The organism is Pseudomonas sp. RL_105y_Pfl2_101, assembly GCF_963970585.1.
GTDB lineage: Bacteria > Pseudomonadota > Gammaproteobacteria > Pseudomonadales > Pseudomonadaceae > Aquipseudomonas.
Genome location: NZ_CAXAPG010000006.1, coordinates 61,711 through 85,313, shown reverse-complemented (window position 1 = coordinate 85,313; position 23,603 = coordinate 61,711). Strand labels below are relative to the sequence as shown.

The 23,603-nt window shown below is 60.0% G+C and carries 24 protein-coding genes and 1 pseudogene; 16 read left to right on the top strand and 9 right to left on the bottom strand.

Features of this window, described 5'->3' with window-relative positions:
• Positions 1-60 precede the first annotated feature (60 nt).
• On the bottom strand, positions 61-792 hold the full coding sequence (locus tag AACY31_RS09530) for a HugZ family pyridoxamine 5'-phosphate oxidase (RefSeq protein WP_339475402.1): 732 nt from the start codon (positions 790-792) through the stop codon (positions 61-63).
• Positions 793-957: 165 nt separating this feature from the next.
• On the opposite strand from AACY31_RS09530, the gene AACY31_RS09525 reads away from it, so the two are divergent.
• Entirely contained in the window at positions 958-1,716 is a 759-nt protein-coding gene (locus AACY31_RS09525; protein ID WP_339475405.1) for an SDR family oxidoreductase, read from the top strand.
• A gap of 63 nt (positions 1,717-1,779) precedes the next feature.
• On the opposite strand, the gene apbC is transcribed toward AACY31_RS09525, so the two are convergent.
• A complete protein-coding gene (gene apbC, locus AACY31_RS09520) occupies positions 1,780-2,874 on the bottom strand; it encodes an iron-sulfur cluster carrier protein ApbC (protein WP_339475409.1) in 1,095 nt (364 codons plus the stop codon).
• 355 nt (positions 2,875-3,229) lie between these two features.
• Here apbC and metG point away from each other — a divergent pair, with 355 nt between their 5' ends.
• The 8 genes from metG (at position 3,230) to AACY31_RS09480 (ending at position 10,026) form a co-directional block, all read left to right on the top strand.
• Positions 3,230-5,275 carry a methionine--tRNA ligase gene (gene metG, locus AACY31_RS09515; protein ID WP_339475412.1) on the top strand — a complete coding sequence of 682 codons (2,046 nt, stop codon included), beginning with the start codon at positions 3,230-3,232 and terminating at the stop codon, positions 5,273-5,275.
• A 130-nt stretch (positions 5,276-5,405) separates the two neighbouring features.
• Entirely contained in the window at positions 5,406-5,978 is a 573-nt protein-coding gene (locus tag AACY31_RS09510; protein WP_339475415.1) for an Rnf-Nqr domain containing protein, read from the top strand.
• Entirely contained in the window at positions 5,975-6,994 is a 1,020-nt protein-coding gene (gene rsxB / locus AACY31_RS09505; protein ID WP_339504368.1) for an electron transport complex subunit RsxB, read from the top strand. Before AACY31_RS09510 ends, rsxB begins: the two co-directional genes overlap by 4 nt.
• Positions 6,981-7,967: an RnfABCDGE type electron transport complex subunit D gene (locus AACY31_RS09500; protein WP_339475421.1), complete on the top strand. Its 987-nt coding sequence runs from the start codon at positions 6,981-6,983 to the stop codon at positions 7,965-7,967. Before rsxB ends, AACY31_RS09500 begins: the two co-directional genes overlap by 14 nt.
• On the top strand, positions 7,964-8,575 hold the full coding sequence (locus tag AACY31_RS09495; protein WP_339491634.1) for an RnfABCDGE type electron transport complex subunit G: 612 nt from the start codon (positions 7,964-7,966) through the stop codon (positions 8,573-8,575). The genes AACY31_RS09500 and AACY31_RS09495 overlap by 4 nt, the downstream gene beginning before the upstream one ends.
• Complete coding sequence (locus AACY31_RS09490; protein ID WP_339475426.1) at positions 8,568-9,101, top strand: Rnf-Nqr domain containing protein; 534 nt, start codon at positions 8,568-8,570, stop codon at positions 9,099-9,101. The genes AACY31_RS09495 and AACY31_RS09490 overlap by 8 nt, the downstream gene beginning before the upstream one ends.
• Positions 9,098-9,736: an endonuclease III gene (nth, locus tag AACY31_RS09485; protein WP_339475428.1), complete on the top strand. Its 639-nt coding sequence runs from the start codon at positions 9,098-9,100 to the stop codon at positions 9,734-9,736. Before AACY31_RS09490 ends, nth begins: the two co-directional genes overlap by 4 nt.
• Positions 9,737-9,843: 107 nt before the next feature.
• Positions 9,844-10,026, top strand: a complete 183-nt coding sequence (locus AACY31_RS09480; RefSeq protein WP_339475430.1) for a PA3496 family putative envelope integrity protein — start codon at positions 9,844-9,846, stop codon at positions 10,024-10,026.
• A gap of 55 nt (positions 10,027-10,081) precedes the next feature.
• Here AACY31_RS09480 and AACY31_RS09475 read toward each other — a convergent pair whose 3' ends face one another.
• A complete protein-coding gene (locus AACY31_RS09475; RefSeq protein ID WP_003204939.1) occupies positions 10,082-10,708 on the bottom strand; it encodes a response regulator transcription factor in 627 nt (208 codons plus the stop codon).
• Between the two features lie 467 nt (positions 10,709-11,175).
• Between AACY31_RS09475 and AACY31_RS09470 the strand changes: the two are divergent.
• Positions 11,176-11,433 (top strand): annotated as a pseudogene (locus AACY31_RS09470) (hypothetical protein); the annotation flags it as partial.
• Positions 11,434-11,752: 319 nt separating this feature from the next.
• Here the strand turns inward: AACY31_RS09470 and AACY31_RS09465 are convergent.
• Complete coding sequence (locus AACY31_RS09465; protein ID WP_339475434.1) at positions 11,753-12,970, bottom strand: argininosuccinate synthase; 1,218 nt, start codon at positions 12,968-12,970, stop codon at positions 11,753-11,755.
• Between the two features lie 128 nt (positions 12,971-13,098).
• On the bottom strand, positions 13,099-14,088 hold the full coding sequence (locus AACY31_RS09460; protein WP_339475436.1) for a flagellar protein MotY: 990 nt from the start codon (positions 14,086-14,088) through the stop codon (positions 13,099-13,101).
• 190 nt (positions 14,089-14,278) lie between these two features.
• Here AACY31_RS09460 and pyrC point away from each other — a divergent pair, with 190 nt between their 5' ends.
• A complete protein-coding gene (gene pyrC, locus AACY31_RS09455) occupies positions 14,279-15,325 on the top strand; it encodes a dihydroorotase (protein ID WP_339475439.1) in 1,047 nt (348 codons plus the stop codon).
• Positions 15,322-15,999 (top strand): ribonuclease T, encoded by a 678-nt coding sequence (gene rnt, locus AACY31_RS09450; protein WP_003204947.1) that lies wholly within the window; start codon positions 15,322-15,324, stop codon positions 15,997-15,999. The genes pyrC and rnt overlap by 4 nt, the downstream gene beginning before the upstream one ends.
• 187 nt (positions 16,000-16,186) lie before the next feature.
• On the opposite strand, the gene AACY31_RS09445 is transcribed toward rnt, so the two are convergent.
• Complete coding sequence (locus AACY31_RS09445; protein WP_339475442.1) at positions 16,187-16,789, bottom strand: peroxiredoxin; 603 nt, start codon at positions 16,787-16,789, stop codon at positions 16,187-16,189.
• Positions 16,790-17,102: 313 nt separating this feature from the next.
• Here AACY31_RS09445 and AACY31_RS09440 point away from each other — a divergent pair, with 313 nt between their 5' ends.
• A complete protein-coding gene (locus AACY31_RS09440; RefSeq protein ID WP_339475443.1) occupies positions 17,103-17,321 on the top strand; it encodes a bacterioferritin-associated ferredoxin in 219 nt (72 codons plus the stop codon).
• A 208-nt stretch (positions 17,322-17,529) separates the two neighbouring features.
• Positions 17,530-18,003 (top strand): bacterioferritin, encoded by a 474-nt coding sequence (bfr, locus tag AACY31_RS09435; RefSeq protein WP_003178701.1) that lies wholly within the window; start codon positions 17,530-17,532, stop codon positions 18,001-18,003.
• 121 nt (positions 18,004-18,124) lie between these two features.
• On the opposite strand, the gene grxD is transcribed toward bfr, so the two are convergent.
• From grxD to AACY31_RS09420, 3 genes are all read right to left on the bottom strand, one after another.
• On the bottom strand, positions 18,125-18,466 hold the full coding sequence (gene grxD, locus AACY31_RS09430) for a Grx4 family monothiol glutaredoxin (protein ID WP_339475446.1): 342 nt from the start codon (positions 18,464-18,466) through the stop codon (positions 18,125-18,127).
• Between the two features lie 89 nt (positions 18,467-18,555).
• On the bottom strand, positions 18,556-20,664 hold the full coding sequence (locus AACY31_RS09425) for a molybdopterin oxidoreductase family protein (RefSeq protein ID WP_339475447.1): 2,109 nt from the start codon (positions 20,662-20,664) through the stop codon (positions 18,556-18,558).
• A gap of 131 nt (positions 20,665-20,795) precedes the next feature.
• Positions 20,796-21,083, bottom strand: coding sequence for a hypothetical protein (locus AACY31_RS09420; protein WP_339475449.1), 288 nt, complete (start codon positions 21,081-21,083; stop codon positions 20,796-20,798).
• Between the two features lie 403 nt (positions 21,084-21,486).
• Between AACY31_RS09420 and argF the strand changes: the two genes are divergently transcribed.
• Together argF and AACY31_RS09410 are read left to right on the top strand one after the other, a co-directional pair.
• The gene (gene argF / locus AACY31_RS09415) at positions 21,487-22,407 is read left to right on the top strand and encodes an ornithine carbamoyltransferase (RefSeq protein ID WP_339475451.1); all 921 of its coding nucleotides are present in this window, start codon (positions 21,487-21,489) and stop codon (positions 22,405-22,407) included.
• On the top strand, positions 22,404-23,507 hold the full coding sequence (locus tag AACY31_RS09410) for an ABC transporter ATP-binding protein (protein WP_339475452.1): 1,104 nt from the start codon (positions 22,404-22,406) through the stop codon (positions 23,505-23,507). Before argF ends, AACY31_RS09410 begins: the two co-directional genes overlap by 4 nt.
• Positions 23,508-23,603: the final 96 nt, after the last annotated feature.

Below are 23,603 nucleotides of genomic sequence, written 5' to 3'. Positions count from 1 at the left end.
GTTCCTCAACGCAAGAATGCCTTGCTATGAAACCCTAAATGACGTCGCCCTTTCGTGAATTCAAGCGTCGAGCTCGGCATTTTTCGGCCATTGCTCGGCGTGAGCCAGATAAACCAAGGCTTCGCGCACTTGTGTCGGGGTGTTGCAAGGCGTCGGAAAAGCCAGCCAGTACAGGCCTTGGCCTATACGCAGGTGCATGCCTTCGCTGTCGATGCCCACCAATTGCGCCGGTTCGCTTTTCGGCAGGCCGGCCAGCTCCACGTAATGGGCAATGGCCTTGGCGTGATCGGCATTCATGTGCTCGATCATGCTGGTTTCGGCTTTGTTGGCGAAAGGATTGGCCAGGGTGAGCTGGTCGATCCAGTGGATAGCGCCAAAGCCGCCAATGTAGCGATGACGCACCGGGTCGAGCACCCAGAAATCGAAATCATGGGCCTTGTGGTAGTTCTGCGAATCAGGGAAATAGCGGTAGTAACGCTCGGCGGCAGCCTCGATGGCGGTACTGTCTTCGAGTTGGCGGGCCTCGGCCAGGTAGGTCAGGCGCCCCACGGCTTGTACATCCTCGGCGCCCCGCTCGCCCACCAGCATCGAACACTTAGGGTCTTTTTGCAGATTATGAGTGTGCTGGGCGATACGGCTGATCAGGATCAGTGGTCGGCCTTGTTCGTCCAGGCAATAGGGCACCACGGAGCCGAACGGGAAGCCAGGCATGGATTTGGAATGAGTGGCGAGCACTCCACGGTACTCCTTGAGCAGCAGTTCCCGGGCGTGCTTGTCAGCTTCAACGCTCAATTTATGACTCCTTTTATGAAATTCGTCTAGAAAACGGTCAGGAGACTGGAGTAATGTTCCGGTACGCCTATGGGACAGTTCTCGCGTGCAGTCGGGCTACACCGTTGCAAATCGAGAGACCTCCCAAAAGGTCCCCCTCCACCGCTGCGCCACCTGGACATGAGCATGCAACTCACTGACAAAGTAATCATTATCACCGGCGGTTGCCAGGGCCTGGGCCGCTCCATGGCCGAGTATCTCGCGGGCAAAGGTGCGAAGCTCGCCCTGGTGGACCTCAACCAGGAAAAACTCGACCAGGCGGTTGCTGCGTGTGTAGCCAAGGGCGTCGAAGCCCAGGCGTACCTGTGCAACGTTGCCAGTGAGGAGCAGGTCAGCGACATGGTCGCCCGGGTCGCCGAGGACTTCGGCGCGATCCACGGCCTGATCAACAACGCCGGGATCCTGCGTGACGGCCTGCTGCTCAAGGTCAAGGACGGCGAAATGACCAAGATGAGCCTGGCCCAGTGGCAGGCCGTGATCGACGTCAACCTCACCGGTGTATTCCTGTGCACCCGTGAAGTGGCGGCGAAAATGGTCGAGCTGAAGAACAGCGGCGCCATCATCAATATCTCGTCGATCTCCCGCGCCGGCAACGTCGGCCAGACTAACTACTCGGCGGCCAAGGCCGGTGTAGCCGCTGCCACCGTGACCTGGGCCAAGGAACTGGCACGCTACGGCATCCGTGTCGCCGGCATCGCACCGGGTTTCATCGAAACCGAGATGACCCTGGGCATGAAGCCCGAGGCCCTGGAAAAAATGACCTCGGGGATCCCGCTCAAGCGCATGGGCAAACCTGAGGAGATTGCTCATTCGGCGGCGTATATTTTCGAGAACGACTATTACACCGGTCGGATCCTGGAGATGGATGGCGGGTTGCGGATCTAAACCCAGCGCATAACAAATGTGGGAGCACAGGCTTGCTCCCACATGGAATTGCAGTTCAGTCGATCAATCGTCGCTCATAGTGATGTTCGGCATCGCCGGTGACGCAGCCTCTTGCAACACGATCCGCGCGCCCACGTGGCGGGCCAATTCCTGATAGACCATGGCGATCTGGCTGTCCGGTTCAGCGATGACCGTCGGCTTGCCGCCATCGGCCTGTTCGCGGATCAGCATCGACAGCGGCAGCGAAGCCAGCAATTCGACGCCGTATTGGCTCGCCAGTTTTTCCCCGCCGCCTTCGCCGAACAAGTGCTCGGCATGCCCGCAGTTCGAGCAGATGTGCACGGCCATGTTCTCCACCACGCCCAACACCGGGATGTTGACCTTGCGGAACATCTCCACACCCTTGCGCGCGTCCAGCAAGGCCAGGTCTTGAGGCGTGGTAACGATCACCGCACCGGCCACCGGGACTTTCTGCGCCAGGGTCAGTTGGATATCGCCGGTGCCCGGTGGCATGTCGATCACCAGGTAATCCAGGTCGCCCCACGCGGTTTGCGTGACCAGTTGCAGCAAGGCACCGGAAACCATCGGCCCACGCCAGACCATCGGCGTGTTGTCGTCGGTCAGGAAGGCCATGGACATGACCTCCACGCCATGGGACTGGATCGGCACGAACCACTTCTGGTCCTTGACCTGCGGCCGGGTGCCCTCGGCAACACCGAACATGATGCCCTGGCTCGGACCGTAAATGTCGGCATCGAGAATCCCGACCTTCGCCCCTTCACGGGCCAGCGCCAGGGCCAGGTTGGCCGCGGTAGTGGACTTGCCCACGCCGCCCTTGCCCGAGGCCACAGCGATCACGTTCTTGACGTTCGCCAGCCCCGGGACCTGAGCCTGAGCCTTGTGAGCGGCGATCACACAGGTAATGTCGACTTTGGCGGCGCTCACCCCGTCCAGGGCCTCGATCGCCATTTGCAGCATCTGCGCCCAGCCGCTCTTGAACAGGTCGGCGGCGTAGCCGATTTCCAACTGGACACTGACGCGATCGCCCTGGATGTCGATGGCGCGCACGCATCCGGCGCTGACCGGGTCCTGGTTCAGGTAAGGGTCGGTGTACTGGCGAAGGACGGTTTCTACCGCTGCGCGATTGACGGCGCTCATGGGCAACTCCGATAGCAAGACTTGAAAACAGGCCGCTATCCTACGCCGCGCGCTCCCGCGTGGCGACCCGATTAAGGGCGACGAACCCTCTTGTGACGAGGGAGCTTGCCCCCGCTCGACCCTGTAGAAGCTGTGGAGCTGTCGAGTGCAACGAGGCTGCGATCTTTCCCCAGCCAATTGAATCCCAAGCGAAAGATCAAAGATCAAAAGATCGCAGGCTTCGCCAGCTCCTACAGGGCCCAGCGGGAGCAAGCTCCCTCGCCACGGATTCGGTGGGAAACAGGCCGGCAGGGTGAAATATATTTCCCAGCGCTTTATAGTGGCCGACCTCCGTTTCATCAAGTAGCCGAGCCCCATGTCCGAGCCACGCAAGATCCTCGTCACCAGCGCCCTGCCCTATGCCAATGGTTCGATTCACCTCGGCCATATGCTGGAGTACATCCAGACCGATATGTGGGTGCGCTTCCAGAAGCATCGCGGCAATCAATGCATTTATGTCTGCGCCGACGACGCCCACGGTTCGGCCATCATGCTGCGCGCAGAAAAGGAAGGCATCACCCCGGAACAACTGATCGCCAACGTCCAGGCTGAACACAGCGCCGACTTTGCCGAGTTCCTGGTGGACTTCGACAACTTCCACTCCACTCACGCCGAAGAAAACCGTGAGCTGTCGAGCCAGATCTACCTGAAACTGCGTGACGCCGGACACATCGCCACCCGTTCGATCACCCAGTATTTCGACCCGGAAAAGAAAATGTTCCTGGCCGACCGCTTCATCAAGGGCACCTGCCCGAAATGCGGCACTGAAGACCAGTACGGCGATAACTGCGAAAAATGCGGCGCCACCTACGCACCGACCGACCTGAAGGACCCGAAATCGGCGATTTCCGGGGCGACACCGGTGCTCAAGGACTCCCAGCACTTCTTCTTCAAGCTGCCGGACTTCCAGCAGATGCTGCAAGCCTGGACCCGCAGCGGCACCCTGCAGGACGCCGTCGCCAACAAGATCGCCGAATGGCTCGATGCCGGCCTGCAACAGTGGGACATTTCCCGCGATGCGCCGTACTTCGGCTTCGAGATCCCCGACGAACCCGGCAAGTATTTCTATGTGTGGCTGGACGCCCCGATCGGCTACATGGCGAGTTTCAAGAACCTGTGCGACCGCACGCCGGAGCTGGACTTCGACGCGTTCTGGAGCAAGGACTCCAGCGCCGAGCTGTATCACTTCATCGGCAAGGACATCGTCAACTTCCACGCGCTGTTCTGGCCCGCCATGCTCGAAGGTGCCGGCTTCCGTAAACCGACCGGCATCAATGTCCACGGCTACCTGACCGTCAACGGCCAGAAAATGTCCAAGTCCCGCGGCACCTTCATCAAGGCCCGGACCTACCTGGACCACCTGTCCCCGGAATACCTACGCTACTACTACGCGGCCAAGCTCGGCCGCGGCGTCGACGACCTGGACCTGAACCTCGAAGACTTCGTACAGAAGGTCAACTCCGACCTGGTGGGCAAGGTCGTCAACATTGCCAGCCGTTGCGCCGGCTTCATCCACAAGGGCAACGCCGGAGTCCTGGTCGCTGGCAACGCCGCGCCGGAACTGACCGACGCCTTCCTGGCGGCGGCGCCAAGCATCGCCGAGGCCTACGAGTCCCGCGACTTTGCCCGTGCCATGCGCGAAATCATGGCCCTGGCCGACCGCGCCAATGCCTGGATCGCCGACAAGGCGCCCTGGTCCCTGGCCAAGCAGGAAGGCAAACAGGACGAAGTCCAGGCGATCTGCGCCCTGGGCATCAACCTGTTCCGCCAACTGGTGATTTTCCTCAAGCCGGTGCTGCCGCTGCTGGCCGCCGATGCCGAGGCGTTCCTCAACGTCGCGCCGCTGACCTGGAATGATCATCAGACGCTGCTGAGCAACCATCAGTTGAACGCGTTCAAGCCGTTGATGACCCGTATCGACGCCACCAAGGTGCAAGCCATGACCGACGCCTCCAAGGAAGACCTGGCCGCCAGCCAGACCGACACCGGCGCGCCTGCCGGGAACGGCGAACTGGCCAAGGACCCGCTGTCGCCGGAAATCGAATTCGACGCCTTTGCCGCCGTTGACCTGCGTGTGGCGCTGATCGTCAAGGCCGAGGCCGTCGAAGGCGCCGACAAGCTGCTGCGCCTGACCCTGGACATTGGCGACGAACAACGCAACGTGTTCTCCGGCATCAAGAGTGCCTACCCGGACCCGGCCAAGCTCGAAGGTCGGTTGACGATGATGATCGCCAACCTCAAGCCGCGAAAAATGCGCTTTGGTATCTCCGAAGGCATGGTGATGGCGGCAGGCCCTGGCGGCGAGGAAATCTACCTCTTGAGCCCTGACAGCGGTGCCAAGCCGGGCCAGCGGATCAAGTAACACGAGCGCTTGCGGCACCGATCCCACAGTTGCCTTGCAGGTGACTGTGGGATTTTCATATCTGGCCCACGCCCCCGGCGTGCCAGATAATGCCTAATCTTGTAACAGGCCCTTTGTCGCCAACACGCCCATGACCGAAATCGTCCTCACGCTGTTCAGCGCTGCCCTGATCAACAACCTGGTGTTGCACTGGCCGCTGGGCGTCAATCCGCTGCTGGCGGCCAATGGCAGGACGCAGGTACACGCCTTGGGGCTGGCGACGGCATGCCTGATGCTGATCGTTGGCACCCTGGGCTATCTGATCGATCATGGGCTGTTGGCGCCGACAAACCTGGTCTCGCTGCGCCTGTTGGCCTGGCTGTCCTTGAGTGTTTTGCTAATTGGCCCCTTGCTGCGCCTGCTGGCACGCTGGCGGCCGGCAATGTCGTTCGAGGGGTTGTGGCCGCTGTTGCTGGGTAATGCCGGCATACTGAGCGTCACGCTGCTCAACGGCCAGGATGAGCGAGGCCTGAGCCATGCCATTGCCCTGAGTCTGGGTGCCGGGCTGGGGTTCTGGCTGGTGCTGAGCCTGTTCGACGATCTGCGCCAGCGCACCTTTAATAATGATATTCCCTTGCCCTTTCGGGGCCTGCCGATTCAGTTGATCAGCGCCGGACTGATGGCGGTGGCCTTTCTCGGATTGCGCGGGCTGGTCAAAACATGAGCCTGATTCAACGTATCGACGCCCTGCTGCCGCAGACCCAATGTGGCAAGTGCGGCCATCCCGGGTGTAAGCCCTACGCCGAAGGCATCGCCCAGGGCGAGCCGATCAATAAATGTCCGCCCGGGGGCCGCGAAACCATCGCCGCCCTGGCCGAGCTGATGAAAATACCGGTGCTGGAGCTGGACACCAGCCGCGGCGTGGCCCCAGCGCAAATCGCTTTTATCCGTGAAGCCGAATGCATCGGCTGCACCAAATGCATCCAGGCCTGTCCGGTGGATGCGATTATCGGCGCCGCCAAGCTGATGCACACCGTCCTCATCGACGAATGCACAGGCTGCGATCTGTGCGTGGCGCCCTGCCCGGTCGATTGCATTGAAATGCACCCGCTGCCGACGGCAAACGTGCTGCCGATCGTCGGCGACCTGGCCTTCAGCGCCGAAGAACAGCAGGCGCGAACCGCCAAGCGCAATCATGCCCGGCGCCGCTTCGAACAACGCAATGTCCGCCTGCGCCGCGAAGAAGAGCAGCGCCAGGCTGAACGCCTGGCTCGAACCCAACGAGCAGCGCAGGCCCAGGCTCAAACCCAGGACCCGGCACTCGACCCCGTACAAGCGGCACTGGAGCGCGTGCGTGCGCAAAAAAACGCCACGGCCGATGCCGCCTTGAAAAAAGCCAAGGTCGACCTGGCCATGAGCCGGGCGCAGTTGAACAAATCCTTGAAAGCGTTCGGCCACCCGCCAACCTTCGAGCAGCAATCGCAACTGATCGTGCTGCAACGCCAGTTCGAAGCGGCCGAGCAGGCCCTGAGCCAACTGGAAAATGCCATACCCGCGACCGCGCCAGCCCCTGCACCGACGCAAAGCGCCGAGCTGAAGCGGGCCAAGATCCAACTGGCGATGCGTCGCGCTGAACTCAGCAAAGCCCGGGCAGCTACGGCATCGGATGAACAACTGCAGGCATTGGAACAAGCGGTGACGGATGCCGAACGCCAGGTGGACGCCCATGCCGCCTCTTGAGCCCATGGACGACCGGTTGCGCCAAGCAATGATGCGAGTGTTGCTGGCGACGCTGCCCGGCGTGTTGGCGTTGCTGTGGTTCCATGGCTGGGGCGTGGCGCTCAACCTGCTGTTGTCCGGCGTTACGGCGCTAGCAGTCGAAGCGTTGGTGCTGCGTCTGCGACGCCGACCATTCAAGCCCGACCTGAACGATGGCAGCGCCCTGGTCAGCGCCACGCTGCTGGCTCTGGCCCTGCCGGCCTATTGCCCCTGGTGGCTGACCGTCACGGCGGCCGCCTGCGCCTTGCTGTTGGGCAAGCACCTGTGGGGCGGCGTCGGCAGCAACCCGTTCAACCCGGCGATGCTCGGGTATGCCCTGGTACTGGTGGCGTTTCCGTCCCAGATGAGCCACTGGCCGGCCCTCCATGGCATGGGCCTGTCTGAAGGCCTGCAGCAGGTATTCGGCGTTCATCCGGAGCCCGACGCCTGGGCCGGGGCGACCGCACTGGACAGCCTGCGAATCAACACGAACCTGACCGTCGATGAACTGTTCGCCGACAATCCGGCGTTCGGGCGTTTCGGTGGCCGGGGTGTCGAATGGGTCAACCTGGCCTTCCTGGCGGGCGGTCTGTTTCTGCTGCAACAACGGGTGTTCAGTTGGCATGCACCCGTGGGCATGCTGGTGAGCCTGTCCATCGCCAGCCTGCTGTGTTGGAACGGTTCGGGTTCGGACTCCCATGGCTCGCCGCTGTTTCATCTGTTCAGCGGCGCAACCATGCTCGGCGCGTTTTTTATCGCGACCGAACCGGTCTCGGGTGCCAAGGTGCCTCTCGCTCGCCTGCTGTTTGGCGCGGGCATGGGATTGCTGGTCTATCTGATACGCACCTGGGGTGGCTACCCGGACGGCGTGGCATTCGCGGTGTTGTTGATGAACCTCGGCGTGCCGGCGCTGGACCGGTTTGCCGAAGCGCGACAACGGCGGCCACTGACATGAACAATCCCCTCGGCGTCGCAATCCTGACCTTGTTGATCGGCCTGGGTATCGGTGCCACTTACCTCACCCACCTCGGCACGGCCGGGCGCATCGAGGCCCAGCAGCAAACGCTGGCGAACAGGGCCTTGCTCGAGGTGCTGCCCACCGACCACTATGATAACCAGCCATTGACGCACCCCGTTGTCACAGCCTCGGTGCCCCTGGCCCATAGCACGCTGCTGGGTGGCTACCTGGCGACTCGCAGCGGCCAACCCAGCGCCGTGCTGCTGCGTAGCCAAGCGCTGGGCTATGAAGGCAGCATCGAATTGCTGGTCGCCATCGATCCACAGGGCCGGTTGCTGGGCGTCAAGACCCTGCGCCAATCCGAGACACCCGGATTGGGCGCGGCGATTGCCGGCTGGCCGAACGCCTGGTTGCAAACCTTCACGGGTAAATCACGCCAGGCGCCTGATGACAGCGGCTGGGCCTTGAAAAAGGACCAGGGGCAGTTCGATCAACTGGCAGGCGCGACAGTGACGTCCCGGGCGGTCCTCCAGGCTGTTCACGATGCGCTGCGTTACTTCGACGAGCACAAGGCTCAGTTGATGGGGGTGGCTGCGAATGAATAAGCCATGGGGGCTGACACACGGCCTGCTGCTCGTCCCATTGGTCGGCGCGAGCGATTCGCTGGTTGGCGCGCTGGGGTTATGGCTGGCCTGGGCTTTGGTTCTTTTCAGCCATGGCTTGGCAATGGGGCTTGTCCGGCAACGCCTGACAGTCGGTCAACGGCTGCTCGCCTCCATCGTATTGGCCGCGACCCTGACCACCTGCATTGGCCTTGTCGCCCAGGCTTGGGCGCTGGAGTTGTATCGACCGTTGAGCCTTTACGTTGGCTGGACCGCCCTGAGCTGCGTAGCACTGGAGCATGAGGGTTTCTTCGTTGAGTCTCGCTGGCCCGGACGCCTCAGACTGGCCGGGCAGTTTGGCCTTTTGATGATCAGTCTGGGTGCCATGCGTGGGCTGATTGGCAGCGGCCTGCCCCTGGCCCTGCTCGCCCCAGGCGGGTTCATTCTGCTCGGGCTGCTGTTGGCGGCCCGGCAGGCCTGGACGGTCGCCAAACCCCATTCATCCGTTGAGGAAACGCCGCGCCCATGAACGCCGCAAAACGCCTGGAAATATTTCGTCGCCTTCACGAAGACAACCCGGAACCGAAAACCGAACTGGCCTATTCCTCGCCGTTCGAGTTGCTGATCGCAGTCATCCTGTCAGCCCAGTCCACCGACGTCGGCGTCAATAAAGCCACGGCCAAACTTTATCCGGTGGCCAATACGCCGGAGGCGATCTACGCCTTGGGCGTCGAAGGACTGTCCGACTACATCAAGACCATCGGGCTGTTCAACAGTAAGGCCAAAAACGTGATCGAAACCTGCCGCCTGCTGATCGAGCGCCACGGCAGTGAGGTCCCTCAGACTCGTGAGGCGCTGGAAGCCCTTCCGGGGGTCGGCCGCAAAACCGCCAACGTCGTGCTCAATACCGCGTTTCGGCAGTTGACCATGGCGGTCGACACCCACATTTTCCGCGTCAGCAACCGCACCGGGCTGGCCCCCGGTAAAAACGTGGTGGAGGTCGAGAATAAACTGATGAAATTTGTTCCCAAGGATTTCCTGCTGGACTCCCATCACTGGCTCATCCTTCACGGGCGCTACGTTTGCCTGGCGCGCAAGCCTCGCTGCGGCAGCTGCCGAATCGAAGATTTATGCGAATACAAGCACAAGACCTCCGACGATTGAGGCGCCATTGCTTTTATCGATCCTTCGATTGAAAAAATCTTTTTTACCCGCCCGTGGTTTATCGATATAAGGAGCGCCAATGGCAGTCTTAGCCTGGAGTCGAACCCATGAGTGCTGGCAAAGAACAACTGGATGTAGAAGACGAATTCATCGCCGCTGAGGCCGACGACGTCGAACCTGTGGTCGCGGAAGTGGCGAAAACCAACCTGAGCAAGCGCCGCACCATTGATAACCTGCTGGAAGAGCGTCGCCTGCAGAAGCAACTGGCCGATTATGACTTTGACCTCTGACACGTAAAAGCCTCCCTGATGGAGGCTTTTTACTGAGTACGCGTGACCCGAAACCTCACACCAACCCATTGCGCTGCGCCAGTTCGATCAGGTCGACCAGCGAACGGGCATTGAGTTTCAATAACAGGCGCGTCTTGTAGGTACTGACGGTCTTGTTGCTCAAGAACATTCCATCGGCGATCTCCTTGTTGGTCTTTCCGCGCGCCAGTTGCTGCAAGACCATCATTTCCCGCCCTGATAGTCGATCGACCATATCCGACTCACTGGCATTACCCAGACTCGACCGCACCGTATGCAATGCCTGGTTGGGAAAGTAACTGTAACCGGACAGTACCGCCTTTATTGCACTCAGTAACTCGGTAAGATCCTGTTGCTTGCATACATACCCCGCCGCCCCCGTCTGCATGCAACGCATCGAAAAATGTCCCGGCGCCTGGGAAGTCAGCACCAACACTTTCATGGGTGATGGAATGGCCGTCAGGCGAGCAATGACTTCCAATCCGTCCAACTTCGGAATACCGATATCAAGAATGACAATATCGGGCATAAGTTCGCGAGCAAACTGTAACGCATCGACGCCATTATCGGTTTCGGCAACGACTTCATAACCATGACGCTCCATCAGCAAACGTACAGCAAGACGAATGACGGGATGATCATCCACGATCAGCACTTTATTCATGGGCAAATCCAACTTCGCTGTTCGAATTTTTAGAGCACGCACAATAGCCTAGTCATTTCTACCTTGGCATGCCGCCCCCCCCTGAACACTTGCACCGAGAGACAGAACCTACAAGCTATACAGAAAATTCCTACAAATCGCCGCAGAAAAAATGTGTCATGGATTTTTTACAGAGAAGGAATGACCTTTCTTAACAATCCGACAACCCTGTGAACAATGCGTTCTTTCACCGCCACACCCACCTATGGCCAACCCTTTGAAAATCTCCTCACTCATAGAAAGTAACTGAATTATTTACTCTTAAAACTGCCTTCCACTCACTTAGGGCGGGGGAATCATATATAAAACACACTCAGGCACCTGACATCCAACATGGGCAGCCACTGGACCGCGCCAATATTTTATTTGGCATGGACAACTACTTTCCAACCCACTCACCGAGCACAAACACTCCATGAGCATTAACCATGAACAAACCTTTGAAGACCATAACCAACCCCATGACCCTCATCGCCATATTCGCAACTTTATCCGAAACTTCCGCAGCGATTTCCCTGCCCTTTCTGGATGATCAGGATCGTGAATATTATCTCTGGTTCCTGATCAGCTTTCCTTTTTATCTACTGCTGCTTTTTTTCATAACGCTCAACTTCAATTATCGTTCCTTGTATTCACCGTCGGATTTTAGCAAGAGCAAACACTTCATAAAGTCCATGAATGATTCGCCCTGTCGACGCAAACGACAGCTAGGTCGGACGGACGAGGCCAACGCACTGCTGGTGATACGCTTTCATCGACGCAGGCGCGAACCAGACACCCTCTGTATCGTATGCAGCCAATCGAAACGCCCGATCGAGACCTGTCGATCAAGACATTTGAAACAAGCCAGCATCGTCGTGTACATCATCTACAGCAACGCAGACCAGGCAACGCGCGGACAGGATGAATGAGCGATCGGGGGCAGCGCCGCAGCAAAGGCCACACACAAAAAAAGCGCAAAAAAAAACGGCCTGCTCATGGCAGGCCGTTTTCACGTCATCAGGGTCAGAACAGCTTGCGACCCTTGTTCGCCGCGATGCGCATGCGCAGCGCATTGAGCTTGATGAAGCCGGCCGCGTCAGCCTGGTTGTAGGCACCGCCGTCTTCTTCGAAGGTCGCGATGTTGGCATCGAACAGCGAGTCGTCGGACTTGCGTCCGGTCACAATCACGTTGCCCTTGTACAGCTTCAGGCGCACGACACCGTTCACGTTGGTCTGGGAGGCGTCGATCATCTGTTGCAGCATCAGACGCTCTGGGCTCCACCAGTAGCCGGTGTAGATCAGGCTGGCGTACTTGGGCATCAACTCGTCTTTGAGGTGAGCCACTTCGCGGTCCAGGGTGATCGACTCGATCGCCCGGTGGGCGCGCAGCATGATGGTGCCGCCCGGGGTTTCGTAGCAGCCGCGGGACTTCATGCCCACATAGCGGTTCTCGACGATGTCCAGGCGACCGATGCCGTGTTCGCCACCGATGCGGTTCAGAGTCGCCAGCACGGTGGCCGGGCTCATGTCCACGCCGTCGAGTGCGACGATATCGCCATTGCGATAGGTCAACTCCAGGTATTGCGGGGTATCAGGAGCCTTCTCCGGGGAGACGGTCCAGCGCCACATGTCTTCTTCGTGCTCGGTCCAGGTGTCTTCCAGCACGCCGCCTTCATAGGAGATGTGCAGCAGGTTGGCATCCATCGAGTACGGGGATTTTTTCTTGCCGTGGCGCTCGATCGGAATCGCGTGCTTCTCGGCGTAGTCCATCAGTTTTTCACGGGACAGCAAGTCCCATTCACGCCACGGGGCAATGACTTTCACGCCCGGCTTGAGGGCATAGGCACCCAGTTCGAAACGCACCTGGTCGTTGCCTTTGCCGGTGGCGCCATGGGAAATGGCATCGGCGCCGGTTTCGTTGGCGATTTCGATCAGGCGCTTGGCGATTAACGGACGGGCGATGGACGTACCCAGCAGGTACTCGCCTTCGTAAACGGTGTTGGCGCGGAACATCGGGAACACGAAGTCGCGGACGAATTCTTCGCGCAGGTCATCGATGTAGATCTCTTTGACGCCCATGGCCTGGGCCTTGGCGCGTGCAGGCTCGACTTCTTCGCCCTGCCCCAGGTCAGCGGTGAAGGTCACCACTTCGCAGTTATAAGTGTCCTGCAGCCACTTGAGGATCACCGAAGTGTCCAGGCCGCCGGAATACGCCAGAACGACCTTGTTTACGTCCGCCATGCCATCACTCCACGGGTTGTACGGAAAGCCGGGAAGTCTAACGTCCAACGCAAATAATTTACAGGGGCGCGACAGCTTATGACGACGAAGCGACAGATTATGTCGAGCGTGCGACGATAAAAATCGACTCAGGACGTTCGCGCTGTCGTCCCAGCGGGCGTGACGGCGGGTGACTTGGCCGGCGTCGCGGTGGACGCCGGAGCCTTGGTAGGCGCCGCAGTGGGTGCGGGCTGCACGGCAGGTGCCTGCGGTGCTGGCGCTTCGGTCGGCGCCACGCGCTCCAGGCGCACGACCACACGACGATTCTTGGCACGGTTGGCGGCATTGCTGTTCCGCACCATGGGATAACGCTCGCCGTGGAAGCGCAGGGTAATCTGCGACTCCTGGAAGCCATTGGCCTTGAAGAAGTCCTGGACCGCCAGGGCCCGTCGGCGTGACAGCTCACGGTTGGTCAGGCGATTGCCGCTGTTGTCGGAGTGGCCGTCAAGCTCAACATGATTGACGCTCGGATCGGCCTTGATGAAGTCGAGCATCACCTGCAACTGAGCCTTGGCCTGGGCATCGAGCTCGACCGATTCGCCGGGGAAACCGATATGTGTCAGCTTCACCTGCTCGAAATTTTTCGGCAACAGTTTCGCCACGCAGCCTTGGTAGTCATTGAACGCCTTGCTGAAATGCACCGGCAGCAGGCGTACTTCCGAAACCCGCCCGTCCTCGGTGTTGCGGCGCACCACAGGGCTGCGACCTTCCATCAGTCCACTGATCAAGCGACCGGCCTGGACCTGGGAGCTGTTGAACAGTACGTCACCGCTACCGATCCTGACCGAACCCAGGTTGACATCACCCCGCCCCGGTTGCCACGGTGCGGCGGCCGCCAGCAAGGTTGCCGAACCGCCGCCAAGCATCGGGTTGTAGGTCTTGAGGCGAAACGTAGCCTGTTCGCCCGCCCGGCGTACGAATTCGCCACTGCCAAAATCAGTGACCGGCTGGCTCAACCGGCACTCGAACTTGTCGCCTTCGACCGTCCACTCAATGCTCTCCAGACGGGTCTGGAAAGTGAGCGCCATGGCGGGAAGGCTGGCAAACACACTGAGCAAGGCTAGATAACGCTGGCGCACGGGAGGCTCCACTGACTTTTATACAAAGATCGACGCATGCTGTGGGCATGACGCCTGTCCGGCGCACTGCACGGATTCGTGGCACACCTGTAGGAGCTATCGGTAAGTTGCGCCAGAACTTGATAGCGGGTGCCTGAATCGGTCTTTTCCGGTAGCATTCCCACAGTTTGACCCGCCTGGAAGACCCCCAATGTCCGACCGCCTGACCCTGCTGCGTCCCGACGACTGGCATATTCATCTTCGCGATGGTGCTGTGTTGACCCATACCGTCGCCGATGTCGCGCGCACCTTCGGGCGCGCAATCATCATGCCTAACCTGGTTCCGCCAGTGCGCAATGCCGCTGAGGCCGACGGCTATCGCCAGCGCATCCTCGCCGCACGCCCGGCTGGCAGCCGCTTCGAACCGCTGATGGTGCTGTACCTCACCGACCGCACCCAGCCCGAAGAGATCCGCGAGGCCAAGGCCAGCGGCTTCATCCACGCCGCCAAGCTGTACCCGGCCGGCGCGACCACCAACTCCGATTCCGGCGTCACCAGCATCGACAAGATCTTCCCGGCGCTGGAGGCCATGGCCGAAGTCGGCATGCCGTTGTTGATCCACGGTGAAGTCACCCGGGGCGACGTCGACGTGTTCGACCGCGAGAAAATCTTCATCGACGAGCACATGCGCCGCGTCGTGGAGCGCTTCCCGACCCTCAAGGTGGTGTTCGAACACATCACCACCGGCGACGCCGTGCAGTTCGTCAACGAGGCCCCGGCCAACGTCGGCGCGACCATTACAGCCCATCACCTGTTATACAACCGCAACCACATGCTGGTGGGCGGGATCCGGCCGCACTTCTATTGCCTGCCGATCCTCAAGCGCAACACTCACCAGGAAGCCCTGCTGGACGCCGCCACCAGCGGCAGCGCCAAGTTTTTCCTCGGCACCGACTCGGCACCCCACGCCCAGCACGCCAAGGAAGCGGCCTGCGGTTGCGCCGGTTGCTACACCGCCTATGCCGCCATCGAGATGTACGCCGAGGCGTTCGAACAGCGCAACGCGCTGGACAAACTCGAAGGTTTTGCCAGCCTGCACGGCCCCCGTTTCTACGGCCTGCCGGTGAACACCGATCGTATTACCCTGGTCCGCGATGAGTGGACCGCCCCCGCCAGCCTGCCTCTCGGCGATCTGGCTGTTATCCCGCTGCGCGCCGGTGAAAAACTGCGCTGGCGCCTGCTGGAGGAAAACGCGTGAGTGAAGATCATTTCGACGACGAACTGGACGGCAACGGTGGTTCGGGCGGCGCCCGTCACCCCATGGCTGCTCGGTTCCGTGGCTACCTGCCGGTGGTCGTCGACGTAGAAACCGGCGGTTTCAACTCCGCCACCGACGCCTTGCTGGAAATCGCCGCGACCACCATTGGTATGGACGAAAAAGGCTTTGTGTTCCCCGACCACACCTATTTCTTCCGTGTCGAACCGTTCGAAGGCGCCAACGTCGAAGCGGCAGCCCTGGAGTTCACCGGGATCAAGCTCGATCACCCGTTGCGCATGGCGGTTAGCGAAGAAACGGCCCTGACCGACATCTTCCGTGGCGTGCGCAAGGCGCTCAAGGCCAATGGGTGCAAGCGAGCGATCCTGGTCGGCCACAACAGCAGCTTCGACCTGGGCTTCCTCAACGCCGCCGTCGCGCGCCTGGACATGAAGCGCAACCCGTTCCACCCGTTCTCCAGCTTCGACACCGCGACCCTGGCTGGTCTGGCGTACGGCCAGACCGTCCTGGCCAAGGCCTGCCAGGCAGCCGACATCGATTTCGATGGCCGTGAAGCCCACTCGGCCCGTTACGACACCGAGAAGACCGCCGAGCTGTTCTGCGGCATCGTCAACCGGTGGAAAGAGATGGGTGGCTGGCAGGATTTCGACGACTAAGAGAGCGCAGCTGTGGCGAGGCGGGACTGCCCTGTAGGAAGTGCCGCAGGCTGCGATCTTTTGATCTAGGCTTGCACCCAGGACTCACTGGCTTAGGAAAAATCGCAGCCTCGTTGCACTCGGCAGCTCCTACACACCCATAAAAAAACCGGCCATCGTGGGCCGGTTTTTTTATGCCAGGGTGCGCTTACAGCTTGCCGCTGTGCTCGCCCAGGTAAGCAGCAACGCCTTCAGGCGAAGCGGTCATGCCCTTGTCGCCTTTTTTCCAGTTGGCCGGGCAGACTTCGCCGTGCTCTTCGTGGAATTGCAGCGCGTCGACCAGACGGATCAGTTCTTCCATGTTACGACCCAGTGGCAGGTCGTTGATGATCTGCGAACGGACAACGCCTTTGTCGTCGATCAGAAACGCGCCACGGAAGGCTACGCCGCCTTCGGACTCAACATCATAGGCCTTGGCGATTTCGTGCTTCATGTCGGCAGCCATGGTGTATTTCACCTGACCGATACCGCCATTGTTGATCGGGGTGTTGCGCCAGGCGTTGTGGGTGAAGTGCGAGTCGATCGAAACAGCGACCACTTCGACGTTGCGCGCCTTGAAATCATCCATGCGGTGATCCAGTGCGATCAGCTCGGACGGGCAGACGAAGGTGAAGTCCAGTGGATAGAAGAACACCAGGCCGTATTTGCCTTTGATGGCCGAGGACAGGGTGAAGCTATCAACGATTTCGCCGTTGCCGAGGACGGCTGGAACGGTGAAGTCTGGGGCTTGTTTGCCTACGAGTACGCTCATTGGATATCTCCTGATGTAATAGCGTGAGAACAAGGTCCGGGCCAGCCTGTCACCCTCAGGCGACAGCCCTGTGACACGAACCCGCTTGCAAGGGCCGACCATCATACACCGCGCATTTGGACTGTCTTCAACGGTTTTTCGGTGGCATCAAAAAATCGCCATCCGGTTGCATGCCGCATCAGCCGTCCTGGATAAACCGTTCGTCAGCCTGGCAACGCTCTGGCGCAAGACCTTGAGAAACAACTTTGACAATCATTCTCGTTAACATTAAGATCCATCCCAATTGAGTCACAACCAGCGACGGTTCTTACTTATGTACGTATGCCTCTGCACTGGCGTCACCGACGGGCAAATCCGCGAAGCGATCTACGAAGGTTGCTGCAGCTATCGCGAAGTCCGCCATGCCACCGGCGTAGCCAGCCAATGCGGCAAATGTGCCTGCCTGGCCAAGGAAGTGGTTCGTGAAACCCTCGCCAAAGTGCAAACGGCACAGGCCTCGATCCCTTACCCGGTAGAATTTAGCGCCGCGTAATAACGCGTAATAAACAGTTTTCAAAGAACCGGACCCAGCGTCCGGTTTTTTTATGCCTGTAAATCAAATGCTTAGCGTCCAGACGCGGAACACAAACATTCTTATTCCGATTAATTTTCATTTATTATTCAATAACTTAGGTTTGACACTCGTAAATGCGCGGCTCAAACTCAGCCCTATACACAGCTATTACAGGGCAGGCCTCATCATGAAAGGCGACATTACAGTCATCCAGCATCTCAACAAGATCCTTGCCAATGAGCTGGTCGCGATCAATCAATACTTCCTGCATGCACGCATGTATGAGGATTGGGGCCTGAACAAACTGGGCAAGCATGAGTATCACGAATCCATCGACGAGATGAAGCACGCGGACAAGCTGATCAAGCGCATCCTGTTCCTCGAAGGCCTGCCAAACGTCCAGGACCTGGGCAAGCTGCACATCGGCGAACACACCCGCGAGATGCTTGAGTGCGACCTGCGTATCGAACGTACCGGCCATGCTGACCTGAAGGCCGCTATTGCCCACTGCGAAAGCGTTGGCGACTTCGGTAGCCGCGAACTGCTGGAAGACATCCTCGAATCCGAGGAAGAGCACATCGACTGGCTGGAAACCCAATTGGGCCTGATCGACAAAGTCGGTCTTGAGAATTACCTGCAATCGCAGATGGGTGAAGAGTAAGCTTCCCCGAAAGCAAGCCACTAAAAAGCCCCGCCCTCTTTCGAGAGGCGGGGCTTTTTATTGCCTATCCCTGTGTGTCCGCATTCAGCCACAACCTACGTGGTGAATACGAATGTGTAGATCAGGCTTCGGTCTTGTTCGCCGCCACTTTTTCTACCGCTTCCTTGATCGTGGCCTGCAGAGAGCCGTCAGCGGCCATCTCGGTCATGATGTCGCTACCGCCGATCAGTTCACCACCCACCCACAGCTGTGGGAAGGTTGGCCAGTTGGCGTACTTGGGCAGGTTGGCGCGGATTTCCGGGTTCTGCAGGATGTCCACGTAGGCAAACTTCTCGCCACACGCCATCACAGCCTGAGCAGCCTTGGCCGAGAAACCGCACTGTGGCGCGTTCGGCGAGCCTTTCATGTAAAGCAGGATGGTGTTGTTGGCAATCTGGTCTTTAATCGTTTCGATGATATCCATGGAGCACCTCGGCTTAAAACTTTTGCGACTTAAGTTGTCGACACGGTGACGCATTGTAACGGAAAGCCGAACCTGCTCCAGAGACAATTTTACGCAGCCGCCACCTTCACCGGTACGCCGTTAAGCGCCGCGTTGCCGGACAACTCATCGAGCTGACAATCATCGGTCAGGTCGTTGGCGCTGGAGCCCGGCTGTCCGCTGGCAATGGTCATCTGCACGCCCGGCCGGGCATGGCCCCAGCCGTGGGGCAGGCTGACCACGCCTTTCATCATGTCCAGGCTGCCCAGCACCTCGACCTCGATGACGCCCACCCGCGAACTGACCGTGACCCGTTGCCCGTCGACAAGGCCCCGATAGGTGAGGTCATCCGGGTGCATCAGCAACTGATGACGCGGCTTGCCCTTCACCAGTCGATGGAAGTTATGCATCCAGGAGTTGTTACTGCGCACATGGCGACGGCCAATCATCAGCAACTCATCCGGTTTTGGCGCCTGCAACGCGGCAAAGCGCGCAAGGTCGGCAAGAATCACCGCTGGCGCGGCTTGCACCCGTTGGTTTTCGGTTTTCAGGCGCGCAGCCAGGTTGGGCTTGAGTGCGCCGAGGTCGATGCCATGGGGATGATCGAACAGGGTCGTCAGGGACAGCTTATGCGGCGAGGCGTCGCCATACGCCCCGCTACGCAGGCCGAAATCGATCATCTGCGCCGGCGGCATGGTCGGCTTGAGTTCCTTGCCGGTTCGGGCGGCAAAAGCCTTGGCCAGGCCGACGAAGATTTCCCAGTCGTGCAGCGCGCCCTCGGGCTTGGGCAGGATCGCCCGGTTGAAACGGGTCACGTTGCGCACCGCGAACAGGTTGAACGTGGTGTCGTAATGATCGTTCTCCAGGGCCGAGGTCGAGGGCAGGATCAGGTCGGCATAACGCGTGGTTTCGTTGATGTACAAATCGAGGCTGACCATGAACGCCAACCCGTCCAGGGCCTGCTCCAGTTGCCGCCCGTTGGGTGTAGACAGCACCGGGTTGCCGGCCACGGTAACCAGCGCACGGATCTGGCCTTCGCCCTCGGTGAGCATCTCCTCGGCCAGGGCCGATACCGGCAACTCCCCTGCATACTCGGGACGTCCGGACACCCGGCTCTGCCAACGGTTGAAATGCCCGCCCGAGGTGGTAGCCACCAGATCCACCGCCGGCTCGGTGCACAGTGCCCCGCCCACCCGATCAAGATTACCGGTGACCAGGTTGATCACCTGGATCAGCCAATGGCACAGCGTGCCAAACGCCTGGGTCGACACCCCCATCCGCCCATAGCACACCGCTGACGGCGCGGCGGCGAAGTCCCGGGCCAATTGCCGGATCTGCGCTGCCGGCACCGCACAGAGCGGGCTCATGGCTTCAGCCGTAAACGTGGTGACGGCCTCACGCACCTCGTCCAGGCCGTCCACCGGCAGGTGACTGTCTCGGGTCAAGCCTTCGCTGAACAATGTATTGAGCAAACCAAACAGCATCGCAGCATCACCGCCAGGGCGTACAAAGACATGCTGGTCGGCAATGGCCGCCGTTTCGCTGCGGCGCGGATCAACCACCACCACCTTGCCGCCACGGGCCTGGATCGCCTTGAGGCGCTTCTCCACGTCTGGCACGGTCATGATGCTGCCGTTGGAAGCCAGTGGGTTGCCGCCCAGGATCAGCATGAAGTCGGTTTGGTCGATGTCCGGAATCGGCAGCAGCAGGCCGTGACCGTACATCAGGTAGCTGGTCAGGTGATGGGGCAGTTGGTCTACCGAGGTCGCCGAGAAACGGCTGCGGGTTTTCAGCAGGCCCAGGAAATAGTTGCTGTGGGTCATCAGCCCATAGTTATGCACGCTGGGGTTGCCCTGGTAGACCGCCACCGCGTTCTGGCCGTGGCGCGCCTGGATATCCGCCAGGCGCTCGGCCACCAACGCGAAGGCATCGTCCCAGGCAATGGGTTGCCATTCATTGCCAACGCGCTGCATAGGCTGGCGCAAGCGATCCGGATCGTTCTGGATATCTTGCAGGGCCACCGCCTTGGGGCAGATGTGACCGCGACTGAAGGTGTCCAGTGCATCGCCCTTGATCGAGGTGATCGCCATGCCCTGGCCGTCGGTTTCAGTGGTTTCGAGGGTCAAGCCGCAGATGGCTTCACACAGGTGGCACGCACGGTGGTGGAGAGTCTTGGTCATGGCCAGTCTCTGTTTTATTCGTGGCGGGCGCTTTCGGCCGCGGGAACAAAACTATGGCGCGTGACTCCCGGCAGCGCCAGCGACGTTCGTCCTGTGAATTGCCGGGCATCAGGCCCACCGATGACAGCGCGTCAAGGCTGGCCGGGAGGCGGCGCCAGCATCTGAACTTCTTCGACGGTTTCCACCTGCTCCTGAGCAATGGGCACCCCCGTGAGCTCGCCAATCAGCCGCCAATGTTCATCGAGGCCGCTGCTGATAGTGGCCATGCGATCGATCATCCGGCGGCCCGCGGCCTTGGTCACCTCATCATCGCTGCGCAGCAATTCGAATGACATGGAAGTCATCGAAGCCGTCAGGTGCGTCAGCGAGCGTGCAGTCAGCCCCAGCAATTCCATCAATTGTTGCTCTTTCGAATCCATTTCAGGCTCCTGTGCCGCTGTGGCTCATTTATAACCCAGGCCTTTGCATTAGGAAATGTTTCACAACCACCGGCAGACCAGCGAAAGAATGAGATACCACGGCGTAAAACGCCCTCCATCCATGGCACGCCCGCCACACTTGATTGCCAAGCCAAGCAACGCCAGTGTACAAATGGGTCGCTGCTGTCAGGAAACCGGCCACGAACATGCCATCGCATTCGCGGGATGGCCTCGCTGAAATCCCCAAAAACCGTAGCCCTATTGGTAAGACGCGACATTTAATTATAAGATCGCGCCTTCCCCTATTTCGTCGCCCCGTGCGGCTTTTGCCGCAGGTCTCGCCCGTTTTTTGAATAAACAAGGCTTTGAGCATCTGCGGTCAGTTACAAAAAGGTAGTCAATCATGAGCGCTAGGCACTTTCTCTCCCTGATGGATTTAACGCCCGATGAGTTGCTCGGTGTGATCCGTCGAGGCGTGGAGCTCAAGCACCTGCGTAACCGCGGCGTACTGTTCGAGCCCTTGAAAAACCGCGTGCTGGGGATGATCTTCGAAAAGTCATCGACCCGCACCCGCATCTCTTTCGAAGCCGGCATGATCCAGCTGGGCGGCCAGGCGATCTTCCTATCGCCGCGCGACACCCAGCTAGGCCGTGGTGAACCGGTCAGCGATTGCGCCATCGTCATGTCGAGCATGCTCGACGCCGTGATGATCCGTACCTTTGCCCACAGCACCCTGACCGAGTTCGCGGCCCATTCCCGCGTCCCCGTCATCAATGGCCTGTCCGATGACCTGCACCCCTGCCAGTTGCTGGCCGACATGCAGACCTTCCTCGAGCAGCGCGGCTCGATCCAGGGCAAGACCGTGGCCTGGATCGGCGACGGCAACAACATGTGCAACAGCTACATAGAAGCGGCGATGCAATTCGACTTCCAACTGCGCATTGCCTGCCCTGAAGGTTATGACCCCAATGCCGAGCTGCTCGCCAAGGCCGGGGACCGGGTGACCATTGTGCGTGATCCGAAACAGGCCGTGGCCGGTGCGCACCTGGTGAGCACCGACGTCTGGACCTCCATGGGCCAGGAAGAAGAAACCGCCAAGCGTCTCAAGCTGTTCGCGCCGCTCCAGGTTAACCGGGCCTTGCTCGACCTGGCGGATGCCGACGTGCTGTTCATGCACTGCCTGCCGGCCCACCGTGGCGAGGAGATCAGCCTCGACTTGCTGGACGACCCGCGCTCGGTGGCCTGGGACCAGGCAGAAAATCGACTTCACGCGCAAAAGGCACTGCTCGAATTCCTTGTCGAGCCGGCGTATCACCACGCATGAGCCATTCGCTGCTGCTGAATTTGCATGACCTGGCCTGCGGCTACCAAAACCAGCGGGTCGTGCAAAACCTCAACCTGCACCTCAATGCCGGCGATATCGGTTGCCTGCTCGGTTCGTCCGGGTGCGGCAAGACCACCACGTTGCGCGCCATCGCCGGCTTCGAACCGGTGCACGAGGGTGAAATCCAACTGGCCGGGGAAACCATTTCCCGTGCCGGTTTCACCCTCGCCCCGGAAAAACGCCGTATCGGCATGGTGTTCCAGGACTATGCCCTGTTTCCCCACCTGAGCGTGGCCGAGAACATCGCCTTTGGCATTCGCAAGCATCCCGACAAGGATCGCGTCGTCGAAGAGTTGCTGGAACTGGTCAACCTGAAGCACCTGGGCAAGCGTTTTCCCCATGAGTTGTCCGGCGGCCAGCAACAGCGCGTAGCGCTGGCCCGCGCGCTGGCACCCGAACCACAACTGCTGTTGCTCGATGAGCCGTTCTCCAACCTCGATGGCGAGCTGCGACGCAAGCTCAGCCACGAAGTGCGGGATATTCTCAAGGCCCGCGGCACCAGCGCGATCCTGGTCACTCACGACCAGGAAGAAGCCTTCGCCGTGAGTGACCATGTCGGGGTATTCAAGGAAGGTCGACTGGAACAGTGGGACACGCCCTACAACCTGTATCACGAACCGCTGACGCCATTCGTCGCCAGCTTCATTGGCCAGGGTTACTTCATTCGCGGCCGGCTCGACAGCCCGGAATCGGTGCAAACCGAGTTGGGCACCCTGCGCGGTAACCGGGCCTACACCTGGCCCATCGGCGGTGCGGTGGATGTCTTGCTGCGCCCAGACGATATCGTCTACGCACCGGACAGCCCGCTCACCGCCAGTATTGTCGGCAAGACCTTCCTGGGCGCTTCAACCTTGTATCGCCTGCAATTGCCGACTGGCGCGCAACTGGAATCGATCTTCCCCAGCCACGCCGACCATCAGCTCGGGGACAGTGTCGGTATCCGCGTCGCCGCTGAACACTTGGTGCTGTTCCAGGCCTCGGGCAGCACCGCGGCGCACATCCCGCCGGTGGACAGTGGTGTGCGGCGCTATAGCCTGTAGGATCTGACGAGTGGAACGAGGCTGCGATCTTTGCCCAGCCACTTGAATCTCAAGCGAAAGATCAAAAGATCAACAGATCGCAGGCTTCGCCAGCTC

Coding starts and splice junctions, on each gene's coding strand:
- AACY31_RS09525 (WP_339475405.1), top strand. CDS start 958: ATGCAACTCACTGACAAAGTAATCATTATCACCGGCGGTTGCCAGGGC.
- apbC (WP_339475409.1), bottom strand. CDS start 2,874: ATGAGCGCCGTCAATCGCGCAGCGGTAGAAACCGTCCTTCGCCAGTAC.
- metG (WP_339475412.1), top strand. CDS start 3,230: ATGTCCGAGCCACGCAAGATCCTCGTCACCAGCGCCCTGCCCTATGCC.
- AACY31_RS09510 (WP_339475415.1), top strand. CDS start 5,406: ATGACCGAAATCGTCCTCACGCTGTTCAGCGCTGCCCTGATCAACAAC.
- rsxB (WP_339504368.1), top strand. CDS start 5,975: ATGAGCCTGATTCAACGTATCGACGCCCTGCTGCCGCAGACCCAATGT.
- AACY31_RS09500 (WP_339475421.1), top strand. CDS start 6,981: ATGCCGCCTCTTGAGCCCATGGACGACCGGTTGCGCCAAGCAATGATG.
- AACY31_RS09495 (WP_339491634.1), top strand. CDS start 7,964: ATGAACAATCCCCTCGGCGTCGCAATCCTGACCTTGTTGATCGGCCTG.
- AACY31_RS09490 (WP_339475426.1), top strand. CDS start 8,568: ATGAATAAGCCATGGGGGCTGACACACGGCCTGCTGCTCGTCCCATTG.
- nth (WP_339475428.1), top strand. CDS start 9,098: ATGAACGCCGCAAAACGCCTGGAAATATTTCGTCGCCTTCACGAAGAC.
- AACY31_RS09480 (WP_339475430.1), top strand. CDS start 9,844: ATGAGTGCTGGCAAAGAACAACTGGATGTAGAAGACGAATTCATCGCC.
- AACY31_RS09475 (WP_003204939.1), bottom strand. CDS start 10,708: ATGAATAAAGTGCTGATCGTGGATGATCATCCCGTCATTCGTCTTGCT.
- AACY31_RS09465 (WP_339475434.1), bottom strand. CDS start 12,970: ATGGCGGACGTAAACAAGGTCGTTCTGGCGTATTCCGGCGGCCTGGAC.
- pyrC (WP_339475439.1), top strand. CDS start 14,279: ATGTCCGACCGCCTGACCCTGCTGCGTCCCGACGACTGGCATATTCAT.
- AACY31_RS09445 (WP_339475442.1), bottom strand. CDS start 16,789: ATGAGCGTACTCGTAGGCAAACAAGCCCCAGACTTCACCGTTCCAGCC.
- AACY31_RS09440 (WP_339475443.1), top strand. CDS start 17,103: ATGTACGTATGCCTCTGCACTGGCGTCACCGACGGGCAAATCCGCGAA.
- bfr (WP_003178701.1), top strand. CDS start 17,530: ATGAAAGGCGACATTACAGTCATCCAGCATCTCAACAAGATCCTTGCC.
- grxD (WP_339475446.1), bottom strand. CDS start 18,466: ATGGATATCATCGAAACGATTAAAGACCAGATTGCCAACAACACCATC.
- AACY31_RS09425 (WP_339475447.1), bottom strand. CDS start 20,664: ATGACCAAGACTCTCCACCACCGTGCGTGCCACCTGTGTGAAGCCATC.
- AACY31_RS09420 (WP_339475449.1), bottom strand. CDS start 21,083: ATGGATTCGAAAGAGCAACAATTGATGGAATTGCTGGGGCTGACTGCA.
- argF (WP_339475451.1), top strand. CDS start 21,487: ATGAGCGCTAGGCACTTTCTCTCCCTGATGGATTTAACGCCCGATGAG.
- AACY31_RS09410 (WP_339475452.1), top strand. CDS start 22,404: ATGAGCCATTCGCTGCTGCTGAATTTGCATGACCTGGCCTGCGGCTAC.